This window comes from Burkholderia sp. 567 (genome assembly GCF_040545115.1).
In the GTDB taxonomy this organism is placed as follows: domain Bacteria; phylum Pseudomonadota; class Gammaproteobacteria; order Burkholderiales; family Burkholderiaceae; genus Burkholderia; species Burkholderia ambifaria.
The window spans coordinates 60,857-75,141 of sequence record NZ_JBEPLG010000001.1; the positions used below are offsets into that span (position 1 = coordinate 60,857).

The window sequence follows — 14,285 nt, forward strand, 5'->3', positions numbered from 1 at the left end:
GCGGGTTGAGACGGCGCGCATGCGCGCGCCGCGGGGCGTCACGGATAGAAGATCTGGACGCGGAAATTCGAGGCGGGCGTGCCGTTCGTGTCGAGACGGACGACCATCGTCTGCGTCGAGCCGGGCGGCAGCCCGGCGTCGATCGGCGTGCCCGGACGCACGTAGTCTCGCGGCGCGAGCACGCGGCGCACGGTCACGTGATTCGTGTCGTCGAGCAGCGTCAGCTCGAGCGACGGATAGGCGAGCGCGACGCGGTAGCGGTTCGTCAGCGGCACCTTCAGCTCGAGCGTGCGCGGGCCGTCGATCTGGCGCAGGTCGGTCGCGTCGAGCCGCAGGCCGTCGATCGCGCGCGGCGGCGTGAGCCTGCAGCCGAGCGGCGCGCACGCCTGCCGGAACCAGCCCTGCGTGGCGGGCCAGTAGATCATCACGGTTTCGCGCTGCCACCATGCGAGCTGCGCGACGAGCAGCACCGCGAGCGCCGCGGCGACGAGGCCGCCGAAAAAGCCGCCGAGCATCCCGCGTCGCTGCGGCGCGCCCGTCTCGCGCGTCTCGCGCGTCACGGCGAAATGTGGGCGGTCGTCGTCGGTCAGGGCGGCGGGGAAGGGGAGGGCCGGTTGGGCGGCCGGTTGAGCTGCGGGGTGGATGTCCGGTTCGGCGGCCGGTTCGCTGGCGGCCGCGGTCGGTGCGGGCGCGCGTTCGTCGGCGTGGATGTCGGGTCCGGATTCGGGTTCGGATACGGCTTGCGCCGGCCTGAACGCGAAGCGCGGTTCGCGCGGTGCGTGCTCGTCGTCCGGCACTGCGAAGCGCGCATTGCCCACCGGTTCGGCGGGCTCCGCTGCGGCGGGTTCGACCGACGGCGTGTGCGCGACGAAGCGCGGTTCGCGCAGGTCGGGCTCGGCAGCGGACGCGGCGAACGACGTGCCCGACGCGTCGGTTTCGTGCAGCGTCGCGTCCGGCTCGGCCGCTTGCGTGTGCGCGGCGTGCAGCTCGGCAGGGGCGGAGGCAATCGGTGCGGGCGTGCCGGAAAGGCGCACGACACCGGCTTCCATGGCCGGCAGCGCGAGCGGCACCAGTGGCTCGGCGCGCACGGTCTGCACCGTGTGCTGCAACGATGGATCGACGCCGGCATCGAGCCACGGCGCCCACATGTCCCAGCCTTCGGGCTTGTAGTCGATACCGGACGCCGGCTCGACCGGGGGGGCGGTGCCGAAGAGCCGCGCGGGCGCGGCGTCCGGCCCGGCCGGTGCCGCTTCGGTCAGCGCCGGGTCGGGCTGCCGCGCCGGATCGGGTACGAGTGATTGCGAGGCGTTGAAGACCTGCTGGCAGTGTCCGCAGCGCACGAGCCCGTCATGCAGCGAGAGCTGTTCCTGCTGCAGCCGGAAGACGGTTTCGCAATGAGGGCAGCGCGTCGCAAGAAGCATGTCGAGCCGGGCGGCCTGCTGGCCAGAGTGAAGGACAGCGCTATTCTAATGGCTTTCGCGCCGGGTTCCGGCGAGGCATACCCAACCTTCGTGTTCGCGCCAGACCGAGATGTCGACGTAGCGCGCATAGACGGCCGCGACTTCGTCCGCCTGGCGCGCGAGCACGCCCGACAGCGCGATGCGCCCGCCCGGTTTCACCTTCGACGCGAGCATCGACGCCATCAGCTTCAGCGGGTTCGACAGGATGTTCGCGACGACGATGTCGAATTCGCCGGCCGGGCACGCGTCGGGCAGCCCGTACGTGACTTCCGCGTGGTTGCGTTCGCTGTTCTGCCGCGCCGACTCGACCGCCTGCGGATCGATGTCGATGCCGACCACGGGGTTCGCCCCGCATTTGCGCGCGAGGATCGCGAGAATGCCCGAGCCGCAGCCGTAGTCGAGCACCGACTGGCCGGGTTTCACCGACTGTTCGAGCCATTCCATGCACAGGCGCGTAGTCGGATGGCTGCCGGTGCCGAACGCGAGACCGGGGTCGAGTTCGAGGATCAACGCGTCGGGGTCGGGCGCGTCGTGCCACGACGGCACGACCCAGATCCGCTCGCCGATCGGAATCGGCTCGAATTGCGACTGCGTGAGCCGCACCCAGTCCTGTTCCTCGACTTCGCGTACGTCGAACTTCGGGGTTTCGGCCACGCCGATGTCGTTCACGGCCGCCGCGAGCAGCACGGCCGGCTCGTGATCGGGCGACAGCAGCGCGATCACGCGCGAGTGCTGCCACGCGGTGCGATCGGGAACCAGGCCGGGCTCGCCGAAGAGCGGCTGTTCGTCGGGCGTGTCGGCGTCGGCGTCTTCGACGGACACCGACAGCGCGCCGAGTTCGAGCAGCGCGTCGGACAGCGCCTCCGCATGCTCACGGGCCAGTTCGACGACGAGTTCGCGATAGCTCATGCTTACGCTTCTTCCGGTGCGACCTGCTGCTTCTGGGCGAGCCGGTGTTCGAGGTAGTGGATGCTGGTGCCGCCTTCGACGAACTTCGAGTCGATCATCAGCTCGCGGTGCAGCGGGATGTTCGTGTGGATGCCTTCGACGACCATTTCCGACAGCGCGATGCGCATCCGGCGGATCGCCTGGTCGCGTGTCGCGCCGTAGGTGATCAGCTTGCCGATCATCGAATCATAGTTCGGCGGCACGAAATAGCCATTGTATGCATGCGAGTCGACGCGCACGCCGGGGCCGCCCGGCGTATGCCACGACGTGATCCGGCCCGGCGACGGCGTGAACTTGAACGGATCTTCCGCGTTGATCCGGCATTCGATCGCATGTCCGCGGAACTGGATGTCGCGCTGGCGCAGCGCGATCTTCTCGCCGGCCGCGATGCGGATCTGTTCCTGCACGATGTCGACGCCCGTGATCATCTCGGACACCGGGTGCTCGACCTGCACGCGCGTGTTCATCTCGATGAAGTAGAACTCGTTGTTCTCGTACAGGAATTCGAACGTGCCCGCGCCGAGGTAGCCCATCTTCTTGCACGCGTCCGCGCAGCGGTCGCCGATGCGCTCGATCAGGCGGCGCGGAATGCCGGGCGCCGGCGCTTCCTCGATCACCTTCTGGTGACGGCGCTGCATCGAGCAGTCGCGCTCGCCGAGCCAGATCGCGTTCTTGTGCGCGTCCGACAGCACCTGGATTTCGATGTGGCGCGGGTTCTCGAGGAACTTCTCCATGTACACCTGCGGGTTGCCGAACGCACGGCCGGCTTCCTCGCGGGTCATGTTGACCGCGTTGACGAGCGCGGCCTCGGTGTGCACGACGCGCATTCCGCGCCCGCCGCCGCCGCCCGCCGCCTTGATGATGACCGGATAGCCGATCGTGCGCGCAATCTTGACGATCTCCTTCGGATCGTCCGGCAACGCGCCTTCCGAGCCCGGCACGCACGGCACGCCGGTCTTGATCATCGTCTGCTTCGCGGTGACCTTGTCACCCATCATGCGGATCGTTTCCGGGCGCGGCCCGATGAACGTGAAGCCCGACTGCTCGACGCGCTCCGCGAAATCGGCGTTCTCCGACAGGAAGCCGTAGCCGGGGTGAATCGCTTCGGCATCGGTGACTTCCGCGGCGCTGATCAGCGCGGGCATGTTCAGGTAGCTCAGGTTCGACGGGGCGGGACCGATACAGACGGCTTCGTCCGCGAGGCGCACGTACTTGGCTTCCTTGTCGGCTTCCGAGTAGACAACCACCGTCTTGACGCCGAGTTCGCGGCACGCGCGCTGGATGCGCAGCGCGATTTCACCGCGGTTGGCAATGAGGATTTTTTCAAACATAGCGAGTATTCGTCTCTTCGAGGGGCGCGCGAACGGCGCCTGGCGAGCATCGGCGGCGCGCGGCCGGCAGGGCCGCGCGGCGGAGTTAGCCGATCACGAAAAGCGGCTGGCCGTATTCGACGGCCTGGCCGTTCTCGACGAGGATTTCCTTGACGACGCCGGCCTTGTCCGACTCGATCTCGTTGAGCAGCTTCATCGCTTCGATGATGCAGATCGTCTGGCCTTCCTTGACCGTGTCGCCCACCTGGACGAACGGGTCGGCGCCCGGCGACGGCGCGCGATAGAACGTGCCGACCATCGGCGACGTCACGACGTGGCCCTGCGGGACGGCCGGTGCGGCTGCCGCGCCTGCGGCCGGCGCGGCGGCGCCGTCGGTCGGCAGCGCGGCCGACGGAGCGGGCGCGCTGACCTGCGGGGCAAACCCAGCCGTCTGCTGCACGTAGACCGGCGGCGCGTTCTTGACGATGCGCACCTTGCCTTCACCTTCCGTGACTTCCAGCTCGGAGATGCCGGATTCGGAAACGAGGTCGATCAGAGTTTTCAGCTTACGAAGATCCATCGGGAATTCCCCTTTCAATACGTGAAAGCGCCGGTTAGGGGCCGGCGCTGAATCTAGATCGCGAAATCAGCCGCGCGACGCGCCTTGCAGCTTATCCAGCGCGTACTCGAGCGCGTACAGATAACCTTTCCAGCCGAGCCCGCAGATGACGCCTTCGGCCTGGTCGGAAAAGTAGGAGTGATGCCTGAACGCTTCGCGGCGGTGCACGTTCGACAGGTGAATCTCGACGAACGGGATGCCTACGCCGGCGATCGCGTCCCGGATCGCGACGCTGGTGTGCGTATACGCGGCGGGATTGATCAGGATGAAATCGGTCTGTTCCTCCCGCGCGGCCTGGATGCGGTCGACGAGCGCGCCTTCATGGTTGCTCTGGAACGACGACAGCTCGGCGCCGGCTTCCTGCGCCCGCGCGGCAAGCGCCTGATCGATCTGCGCGAGCGTGACGCGGCCGTACACCTCCGGTTCCCGGGTGCCGAGAAGGTTCAGGTTGGGGCCGTGCAGCACCAGCAATCGTGTCATGGTCGCTTCTATTTCTGCGGAATTGCGCGAACTTTAGCGCTATTTAGAGAAATTTGTCTAGTTTTGCCGAACGGCCGAGCGCGCCGGACCTGCAAGAATTACCGGCAGGACCACAAAGTATCGGCGAATTTCCGTGAAATTGCGGCGATCGACGCACAAATCGCCGCCAACGTGCGGGCGGCCGTTCAGGACGATCACAGCGCGTCGAGGGTCTTTCTCAGCTCGGCCGGCTGGATTTGTCCTAATTTTGTCTCGCGAATCTTGCCGGTTTCGTCGATGACGACCGTAAACGGCAGCGCGCCGGCCGTATTTCCGAAATTGCGGGCCAGATCGGCACCCGCATAACCGCTGACGAAAACCGGATAGTCGACCTTCACCTTCTGGAGAAAGTTCTTCACGTTCTGGTCGGAATCGACGCCGATCCCGATGAAGCGGACGCCTTTCTGCTTGTATTGATGCGACAGCGCGACGAGTTCCGGCATCTCCTCCACGCACGGGCCGCACCACGACGCCCAGAAATTGACCACGACCTTCTGGCCCTTGAAGGAGGCGAGCGACGCCGGCTTGCCGTCGACGCCGGTCAGCGACGCGGCCCACAGCTGGTCGACCGGGTTGCCCTGCGCGGCGGGCGCCGCGACGGCGACGCCGTCATCGGCGCTGCCGCCGCGGAACCAATGGCCGGCGGCGAGCCCGCCGGCGACGGCGGCGGCCGCGACCACCGCGAGCGCCAACATGCGTTTCGTCATCATCGTTGAATCATTCCGGTTCGGAAGGAGCGTTGCTGGCCTCGAGCAGCGCGCGCAATGCGGTGGCGTCCGCGCGCGCGACGCGGCCGCGCGCGTCGGCCTTGACCGCACCGCGCAGGTCGTCGCTCGCGTAGAGCGCGACGTGAATGCCGATCGCGTCCACGTCGCGCCGCGGGCGCCACAGGAAACTGAGCGTCTCGACGTCGGCGCGGCCGGCGAAATGTCGCGTCTCGGATACGTCGTACTGAACGTTCTGGTTCAGCAGGTAGATCGCAACGTCCTTCGGGTTGTCGGTGAATATCTGCAAATGGATGTCCGAATGCTCGTTCGCGGTGCCGTGCAGCACCGCGCCCGTCACATACGGATTGAACTCGGCGAGCCGGCGCATCCACTCGAGCGCGAGCTCGCGCAGGCGGCGCAGTTCGTCCGGCTGCGTGTCGCTCTGGAACAGGGCGAGATACTCGCGCAGTTCTTCTTCGATCAGGTCGTTATCGGGCAGCCATTCGCCGGCAACGCGCGCATCGCCGAACAGCTGGCGCGCGGCCTTGCGCTTCGCGCTGGCGTAATCGAGGCCGTCCTCCGCGATCAGGCGGGCGGCGGACTGGGCGATTTCCTCGCGGGCGCGCCGCGGGTCGACAAGGGGTTTGCGAGACATGATCCGGCAATCATACTCGATCGCCGTCGCGCCCGAACGTGGTGCCGGTGCGTGCCGGGCGGCGTCCGCGATCCTCGTTCGGGCCGCCGGTCACGGCGGGGCGTCAGTTACAATGGCGGTCTTTGTGTCGCGGCGAAAGTCGTTGGCCGGGCGGCCTGTCCGGCGTGCCGCAGACCTTCCTTTCCGAATCGACGGCGCCCGGCGGCGCGAAAGCATTCATCTATGCACATCCACATTCTTGGCATCTGCGGCACCTTCATGGGCGGTCTTGCCGTGCTCGCGCGCGAGGCGGGCCACACGGTGACGGGTTGCGACGCGGGCGTCTATCCGCCGATGAGCACGCAGCTCGAGGCGCAGGGCATCACGCTGATCGAGGGCTACGGCGCCGAGCAGATCGACCTGAAGCCCGACCTGTTCGTGATCGGCAACGTCGTCACGCGCGGCAACCCGCTGATGGAGGCGATCCTCGATCGCGGCCTGCCTTACGTGTCCGGCCCGCAATGGCTCGGCGAGCACGTGCTGGCCGGCAAGTGGGTGCTGGCGGTCGCGGGCACGCACGGCAAGACGACCACGTCGTCGATGCTCGCGTGGCTGCTGGAAGATGCCGGCCTGAACCCGGGCTTCCTGATCGGCGGCGTGCCGCTGAACTTCGGCGTGTCGGCGCGGCTGACCGATTCGAGCTTCTTCGTGATCGAGGCCGACGAATACGATACGGCGTTCTTCGACAAGCGCTCGAAGTTCGTCCACTACCGGCCGCGCACCGCGGTGCTCAACAATCTCGAATTCGATCACGCGGACATCTTCCCGGATCTCGCCGCGATCGAAACGCAATTCCATCATCTCGTGCGTACCGTGCCGGGTGTCGGCCGGCTCGTGACCAACGGCCGTTCCGACGCGCTGGAGCGCGTGCTCGCGCGCGGCTGCTGGAGCGAGGTCGAGCGCTTTGGCGTCGACGGCGGCTGGCAGGCGCTGCCCGCCGAGGACGGCGTGCCGGTCGACGAACGGTTCGCGGTGTATTCGCAGTCGGAGCGCGTCGGTGAAGTCGCGTGGCAGGTGCAGGGCGACCACAACCGGATGAACGCGCTCGCCGCGATCGCCGCCGCGCGCCACGTCGGCGTGCCGCCCGCGCAGGCCGCCGAATCGCTCGCATCGTTCCGCAACGTGAAGCGGCGCATGGAAGTGCGCGGCAGCATCGACGGCGTGACCGTGTACGACGACTTCGCGCACCATCCGACCGCGATCGAAACCACGATCGCCGGCCTTCGTGCGCGCATCGGCCGTCAAAATTCCCGCATTCTCGCGGTGCTCGAGCCGCGCTCGAACACGATGAAGCTCGGCGTGATGAAGGCGCAACTGCCGGCCAGCCTCGCGGACGCCGATCTCGTGTTCGGCTATGGCGCGCCCGCCGGGCGCGACGTGCTCGGCTGGAACCTCGCCGACGCGCTCGCGCCGCTCGGCGACAAGGCCCGTGCGTTCGACGATCTCCATCTGCTGGTGAAGTCGGTCGTCGAGGCCGCGCGTCCGGGCGACCACGTGCTGGTGATGAGCAACGGCGGCTTCGGCGGCGTGCATCAGAGGCTGCTCGACGCGCTCGGGAGCCGCGCGTGATCCTGTACCTGCACGGGTTCCGGTCGTCGCCGGAGTCGCAGAAGTCGCGGCTGCTCGCCGCGCGCATGGCCGAGCTCGGCCGCACGCACGAGTGGCGCTGCCCGTCGCTGTCGGTGTCGCCGCTCGATGCGATCGCCGTGGCGGAAGCCGAGGTGGCCGGGGCGCGCGACGTGACGGTGATCGGCAGCTCGCTCGGCGGCTACTACGCGACCTGGCTGGCGGAAAAGCACGGCTGGAAGGCGGTGCTGCTGAATCCGGCGATCGTGCCGCAACGCGATCTCGAACAGTATCTGGGCGAACAGCCGTTGTGGCACGGCGGCGGCTCGATCGTCGTCGAACGCCGTCACCTGCAGGAGCTCGATGCGCTGCGCGTGCCGGCGATTTCGCGTCCCGAGCGCTACTATCTGTTCGCGGCGACGGGCGACGAAGTGCTGGACTACCGCGAGATGCTCGCCCACTACCCGGGCGCGAAAACGCGCGTGATCGAAGGCAGCGATCACGGAATCAGCGAATTTGCCGACTATGTCGACGACGTTCTCGCTTTTTGCGACGACACGACGTCATGAGCCCGGCGTCATGCCGATCGAATTCCCATCATCATGCGGCGCCGCCAATGCGGCGCCCGGCAGTCTGAACGAGAGTACTGAGTGAACGTTTTCTTCGAGGAATCGGGCAGTTTCAAGGCGGGCAGCGTGCTGTCGCGCCAGGGCGACGCGTTTCAGGTCGAGTTGCCCGGCGGGCGGCGGGCGAAGGTGCGCGCGAAAGACGTGCTGATCGAATTCGAGAAGCCGGCCGCGAGCGAACTGATGCAGGAAGCCGACACGGCCGCGCAGCAGATCGACCTGGATTTCCTGTGGGAATGCGCGCCGGCGGAAGAATTCACCTACACGGCGCTGGCCGCGGAATACTTCGGCGCGACCTACGGCGCGGTCGAGCGCGCGGCGCTGGTGCTGCGGCTGCACGGCTCGCCCGTCTACTTCCGCCGCAAGGGGCGCGGCCAGTACCAGCGCGCGCCGGAAGACCAGCTCAAGATGGCGCTCGCGTCGCTCGAGCGCAAGCGCCAGCAGGCGCTCGTCCAGGTCCAGTATGAAGAGGAGCTGAAGGCCGGCAAGCTGCCGGAGGCGTTCGCGGGCAAGGTGCTCGGGCTGCTGACGCGGCCGGACAAGAATTCGATCGAATACAAGGCGCTCGAGGCGGCGGCCGGCGCGCGCGGCGTGTCGCCGGCGCGGCTGATGCTCGACTGCGGCGGCGTCGCGTCGGCGCGTGCGCTGCACGAGGCGCGCTTCCTCGCGGAATTCTTCCCGCACGGCACGGGCTTTCCGCCCGTCACGGTCGGCCCGCTGCCGGACGACCTGCCGCGCGCGGACGTCGAGGCGTTCTCGATCGACGACGTCACGACGACCGAAATCGACGACGCGTTCTCGGTCGAGCACCTCGCCGACGGTCGCGTGCGGATCGGCGTGCACATCGCGGCGCCGGCGCTCGGCATCGTGCGCGGCGACGCGGTCGATGCGATCGCGCGTACGCGCCTGTCGACCGTCTACATGCCGGGCGACAAGATCACGATGCTGCCGGACGACGTCGTCGACGTGTTCACGCTGAAGGAGGGCGACTACCGCCCGGCGCTGTCGCTGTACATCATCGTCAACCGTGAGACGCAGGACATCGTCGCGAACGAGACGCGCGCCGAGCTCGTGTTCGTGAAGAGCAACCTGCGCCACAACACGCTCGACGAGCTCGTCAACGAAGAGACGCTCGCGGCCGGCACCGGCGACTACCCGCACAAGGACGACATCGCCGTGCTGTGGCCGCTCGCGCAGGCGCTGTTCGAGAAGCGCCAGGTCGCGCGCGCGGGCTATGGCCTGAAGCGCGAGGTGCAGCGCAACACCGACTACAACTTCTACGTCGAAGGCGAGCACGTGACGATCACGCCGCGTCGCCGCGGGTCGCCGCTCGACCTGATCGTGTCGGAGCTCGCGATCCTCGCGAACTCGACGTGGGGCGCGTTCCTGCACGATCACACGGTGCCGGGCATCTACCGCTCGCAGCGCGGCTTCGGCGCGCCGGGCCCAAAGCGCACGCGGATGCAGACGACGGCCGCGCCGCACGAAGGCCTCGGCGTCGCGCAGTACGCGTGGAGCACGTCGCCGCTGCGCCGCTACGTCGACCTCGTGAACCAGTGGCAGCTGCTCGCGTGCGTGCAGCACGGCGTCACCGCGAAGCTCGCCGCGCCGTTCAAGCCGAAGGACGCCGACCTGTACGCGGTCGTGCAGGGCTTCGACGACACCTATACCGCGTACGCCGACTACCAGCGCCGGATGGAATACTTCTGGTGCCTGCGCTGGCTTGCGCAGGAGCAGAAGAAGCAGGTCGTCGCGAGCGTCGTGAAAGGCGATCTCGTGCGTCTCGAGGAAATTCCGCTGCTGCTGCACGTGCCGGGGCTCGGCGTGCATGCGCGCGGCACGCGCGTGCTGCTCGACGTGATGTCGCTCGACGAGCTGACGATCGAGGCGTCGGTGCGGCTCCTGAACGTGCTCGACGCGCCGACCGTGACGACCGGCGAGGCGGCCGAGGACGAAGACGAAACCGAAGGCGGCGACGACACGCTGGTCGATGCGGAAGACGCGTCGGCGCAAACCGAGGCCGAAGCGCTGGCCGAATCGGACGGCGCGGCGGCCGAAGGCGGCGATGCCGCGACCGGCAACGGCCAGGTAAGCGAAGAGGGCCGCGCATCATGACTGCGATCGCGCCGACGAGCGGCCCCGACCGCTACGTGGTGTTCGGCAACCCGGTGGCGCACAGCAAGTCGCCGTTCATCCACGCGCAGTTCGCGGCGCAGACGGGCGAAGCGATCACTTATGAGCACCGGCTCGCGCCGGTGGACGGCTTCGAGGCCGCCGTGCGCGCGTTCGTCGCCGAAGGCGGGCGCGGCGCGAACGTCACCGTGCCGTTCAAGCTCGATGCGCATGCGCTTGCCGACACGCTGTCGCCGCGCGCGGCGGCGGCCGGCGCGGTGAACACGCTGCGTATCGACGCCGACGGCAGCATTTACGGCGACAACACCGACGGTGTCGGCCTCGTGCGCGACATCGAATCGAATCTCGGCGTGTCGCTCGCAGGCGCGCGCATCCTGCTGCTCGGCGCGGGCGGCGCCGCCCGCGGTGTCGTGCTGCCGATGCTCGAGCGCGCACCGCTGTCGATCACGATCGTGAACCGCACCGCGAGCAAGGCCGAGACGCTCGTCGGCCAGTTCACGCAGGCCGCGCACGATGCGGGCTGCGTGCTGGCGGGCGGCGGCCCGGACACCGTCCGTGCCGAACCGTACGATGTGATCGTCAACGCGACGGCCGGCAGTCTCGATGCGGCGCTGCCGGAGTGCGACGCCGCCGCGTTCGGCGCGGGCACGCTGGCCTACGACATGATGTACGGCGCGCAGCCGACGGTGTTCATGCAGCATGCGGCGTCGCTCGGCGCGCGCACGGCCGACGGTCTCGGCATGCTGGTCGAGCAGGCGGCCGAATCATTCTTCATCTGGCGCGGCGTGCGGCCGGACGGCGCGCCCGTGCTGGCCGCGCTGCGCCAGGCGCTCGCGGCGGCCTGAGCGGAGCGCGGCAGGTGGCGGCGGTAAGCGGCATGCGGCGCACGCGCACGGTCAGCCCGACCCGCTGGGTCGTCTACGCGGGTTCGGTGCTCGCGGGCGCGTGGCTCGCGACGCAGCTGTTCTATCTCGTGCAGATCGCGCTGTGGTCGTTCATCAACCCGGGTTCGACCGCGTTCATGCGTACCGACGCGTGGTGGCTGTCGCGCGACAAGCCGCCCGCGCAGGTCCAGCACCAGTGGGTGCCGTACGACCAGATCTCGCGCAACCTGAAGCGCGCGCTGATCGCGTCGGAGGATTCGACCTTCGCGACCAACAACGGCTACGACGTCGACGCGATCCTGCAGGCATGGGAGAAGAACAAGGCACGCGGCCGGATCGTCGCGGGCGGCTCGACGATCACGCAGCAGCTCGCGCGCAACCTGTTCCTGTCGCGCGAGAAAAGCTACATCCGCAAGGGGCAGGAGCTGATCATCACGTGGATGCTCGAGACGGTGCTCGACAAGGAGCGGATCTTCGAGATCTACCTGAATTCGGTCGAATGGGGCCGCGGCGTGTACGGCGCCGAGGCCGCCGCACGCTATTACTACCGGATTCCCGCGAGCCGGCTCGGCGCGTGGCAATCGGCGCGCCTCGCGGTGATGCTGCCGAAGCCGCGCTGGTTCGACGCGCACCGCGGCTCGGCCTACCAGGCGCAGCGCGCGGCCGTCATTGCCCGCCGGATGGGCGCGGCCGAGCTTCCGCAATCGCAGTGAGGCAGTGAGCGGCGCGCTCGCGCCGTTGCATTGTCCGTTCCGTCGCCGGCGCGCGATTGGTGCGCTGCAGCGCATGGGTATCGCCCGGATTTCGGGTCGCATTGTTTAGACGAAATCATCTATTTCGCTTTACTGAGCAATCCCCGCAGCCGCGCGGTTTTGTTTGCCGATATGGCACGAAATCCCCTCGGTTTCTCCGTTTCAACGGTCACGCGCCATGCGCTGAAAGCCGGCTGAAAAACGATGGTGTGCGAATCGAAGCATTCCTGAAAGGTGTGCGCCGCACCGACCTTCGCTCGAATATTTCCAAATTTTTCAAAGCCGACCCGCTCGCGTATATTGGCCAGCGCCTCGGCTTATCGGCCGCAATCGAGGCGGGGGGCGGCGTACCCGGCTGCTCGACATAAAAAACATTCGAGAGAAGGAAAGCAACGATGCCAGCGAGCAAAGCGAAGCTGTTGTTGGGAGTTGTGTTCTCTTCGCTGATTCTGACGGCCTGCAACGACGACGTGACGTCGTCCGCCGCAACAGGTGCCGCCAACTCAGCCGATCCCGCCGCTCAGGTGGACAGGCCGTACAACGATCCCAATAGTTATTCGTCGAGCGCGACCGCGTCGCTCGATGCGTCCGCCGCGGTCGAGAAGGCCGCCGTCACCCATCACCAGATCACGCTGAGCGGCCAGACGATCCGCTACACGGCCACCGCCGGCCACCTCGTCTCGCGCAATCCGCAGACGGGCGCACCCGAGGCATCGTTCTTCTACATCGCATACACCGCCGACAACCAGCCCGCCGCGAAGCGGCCCGTCACGTTCCTGTACAACGGCGGCCCCGGTTCCGCATCGGTGTGGCTGCATCTCGGCTCGTTCGGTCCGAAACGGATCCAGACGGGCGATCCGAACGCGAACACCTCGACGTTCCCGTTCGTCGACAACGCGGAAAGCCTGCTCGATACGACCGACCTCGTGTTCGTCGATGCGATCGGCACCGGCTTCTCGGAAGCGATCGCGCCGAACACGAACCAGACGTTCTGGGGTGTCGACCAGGACGGCGGCGCGTTTCGCGATTTCGTGATGCGCTACCTCGCCGTGAACCAGCGCAACGATTCCCCGAAATACCTGTTCGGCGAATCGTATGGCACGCCGCGCACCGACGTGCTCGCGAACCTGCTCGAAACGGCTGGCGTGAAGCTCGCCGGCATCGTGCTGCAGTCGTCGATCCTGAACTACAACGCGAACTGCGACATGGCGAGCGACTACATCGGCAACTCGAACAACGGGTCGAGCCCGGTGAGCTGCGCGGGCTTCGTGCCGTCCTACGGCACCGTCGGCGCGTACTACCAGCTCGACAATCCGAACCCGTCGAGCCTGCCGCAGTATGCGGACCAGATGCGCCTGCTGACGGCCGGCAGCTACGCGCCTGCCGTGAACGCGTATCTCGCGAGCCACACGCCGCCCCCGTCGACGCTCGTCACGACGATGGTGAATTCGACCGGCGTGAAGCAGTCGCTGTGGAATGCGGACTTCAACGTGGTCCCGACGTTCTTCGACAACAGCTTCCAGGTGGCGCTGATCCCGGGCACGCTGATCGGTCGCTATGACGCACGCGTGAACGTGCCGTCGTCGAGCCCGCTCGCGGCCGACGGCGACCCGTCGAGCACGTTCATCACGAAGCCGTTCACCGACACGATCGGCAGCTACCTGCCGAACGTGCTGAAGTACAGCGCGCAGTCCGCGTATTCGCTGAGCAGCAACGCGATCAACACGTGGGACTGGTCGCACGACGGCCTCGCGATGCCCGACACGATCCCCGATCTCGCCGCGGCGCTGACGCTCAATCCGTCGCTGAAGGTGCTGTCGCTGAACGGGTATCACGACATCGCGACGCCGTTCTACCAGACCGAGCTGGACCTCGCGCGGCTCGGCTCGCAACCGAACCTGACGATCAAGGACTATCAGGGTGGACACATGGTCTATCTCGACGATACGTCGCGTCCGCAGGAGAAGGCCGACCTCGTGACCTTCTACAACGCGGCCGCGCATTGATGCGATGGGCGGGCCTGGCGACGCGCGCGTGGCCGCGCCGTTCGCCGGCCGTCGACGACCT

The 14,285-nt window shown here is 67.5% G+C and carries 13 protein-coding genes; 6 read left to right on the plus strand and 7 right to left on the minus strand.

All coding sequences use genetic code 11. The features are described 5' to 3' along the window. Positions 1-38: 38 nt before the first annotated feature. From ABIC50_RS00290 to ABIC50_RS00320, 7 genes are all read right to left on the minus strand, one after another. Positions 39-1,421, minus strand: a complete 1,383-nt coding sequence (locus ABIC50_RS00290; protein WP_354160990.1) for a DUF3426 domain-containing protein — start codon at positions 1,419-1,421, stop codon at positions 39-41. A 45-nt stretch (positions 1,422-1,466) separates the two neighbouring features. Beyond that, positions 1,467-2,369: a 50S ribosomal protein L11 methyltransferase gene (gene prmA / locus ABIC50_RS00295; protein WP_105834694.1), complete on the minus strand. Its 903-nt coding sequence runs from the start codon at positions 2,367-2,369 to the stop codon at positions 1,467-1,469. A gap of 2 nt (positions 2,370-2,371) precedes the next feature. Continuing rightward, positions 2,372-3,739 carry an acetyl-CoA carboxylase biotin carboxylase subunit gene (accC, locus tag ABIC50_RS00300; protein WP_006752252.1) on the minus strand — a complete coding sequence of 456 codons (1,368 nt, stop codon included), beginning with the start codon at positions 3,737-3,739 and terminating at the stop codon, positions 2,372-2,374. Between the two features lie 85 nt (positions 3,740-3,824). Beyond that, positions 3,825-4,298 (minus strand): acetyl-CoA carboxylase biotin carboxyl carrier protein, encoded by a 474-nt coding sequence (gene accB, locus ABIC50_RS00305; protein WP_011655921.1) that lies wholly within the window; start codon positions 4,296-4,298, stop codon positions 3,825-3,827. 66 nt (positions 4,299-4,364) lie between these two features. After that, complete coding sequence (gene aroQ / locus ABIC50_RS00310) at positions 4,365-4,817, minus strand: type II 3-dehydroquinate dehydratase (RefSeq protein WP_006756005.1); 453 nt, start codon at positions 4,815-4,817, stop codon at positions 4,365-4,367. 194 nt (positions 4,818-5,011) lie between these two features. Further along, positions 5,012-5,566 (minus strand): TlpA family protein disulfide reductase, encoded by a 555-nt coding sequence (locus ABIC50_RS00315; protein ID WP_011655922.1) that lies wholly within the window; start codon positions 5,564-5,566, stop codon positions 5,012-5,014. Between the two features lie 7 nt (positions 5,567-5,573). After that, positions 5,574-6,218 carry a UDP-N-acetylmuramate--alanine ligase gene (locus ABIC50_RS00320; RefSeq protein ID WP_354160993.1) on the minus strand — a complete coding sequence of 215 codons (645 nt, stop codon included), beginning with the start codon at positions 6,216-6,218 and terminating at the stop codon, positions 5,574-5,576. Between the two features lie 222 nt (positions 6,219-6,440). Here ABIC50_RS00320 and mpl point away from each other — a divergent pair, with 222 nt between their 5' ends. The 6 genes from mpl (at position 6,441) to ABIC50_RS00350 (ending at position 14,224) form a co-directional block, all read left to right on the plus strand. After that, complete coding sequence (gene mpl, locus ABIC50_RS00325) at positions 6,441-7,826, plus strand: UDP-N-acetylmuramate:L-alanyl-gamma-D-glutamyl-meso-diaminopimelate ligase (protein ID WP_354160995.1); 1,386 nt, start codon at positions 6,441-6,443, stop codon at positions 7,824-7,826. Next, positions 7,823-8,392, plus strand: coding sequence for a YqiA/YcfP family alpha/beta fold hydrolase (locus ABIC50_RS00330; RefSeq protein ID WP_011655925.1), 570 nt, complete (start codon positions 7,823-7,825; stop codon positions 8,390-8,392). Before mpl ends, ABIC50_RS00330 begins: the two co-directional genes overlap by 4 nt. An 81-nt stretch (positions 8,393-8,473) precedes the next feature. After that, on the plus strand, positions 8,474-10,564 hold the full coding sequence (locus ABIC50_RS00335) for an RNB domain-containing ribonuclease (RefSeq protein WP_354160998.1): 2,091 nt from the start codon (positions 8,474-8,476) through the stop codon (positions 10,562-10,564). Continuing rightward, positions 10,561-11,427, plus strand: a complete 867-nt coding sequence (gene aroE, locus ABIC50_RS00340; protein WP_354161000.1) for a shikimate dehydrogenase — start codon at positions 10,561-10,563, stop codon at positions 11,425-11,427. Before ABIC50_RS00335 ends, aroE begins: the two co-directional genes overlap by 4 nt. 14 nt (positions 11,428-11,441) lie before the next feature. Beyond that, positions 11,442-12,179: a monofunctional biosynthetic peptidoglycan transglycosylase gene (gene mtgA, locus ABIC50_RS00345; RefSeq protein WP_354161002.1), complete on the plus strand. Its 738-nt coding sequence runs from the start codon at positions 11,442-11,444 to the stop codon at positions 12,177-12,179. A gap of 434 nt (positions 12,180-12,613) precedes the next feature. Continuing rightward, on the plus strand, positions 12,614-14,224 hold the full coding sequence (locus tag ABIC50_RS00350; RefSeq protein WP_354161005.1) for a S10 family peptidase: 1,611 nt from the start codon (positions 12,614-12,616) through the stop codon (positions 14,222-14,224). Positions 14,225-14,285 lie beyond the last annotated feature (61 nt).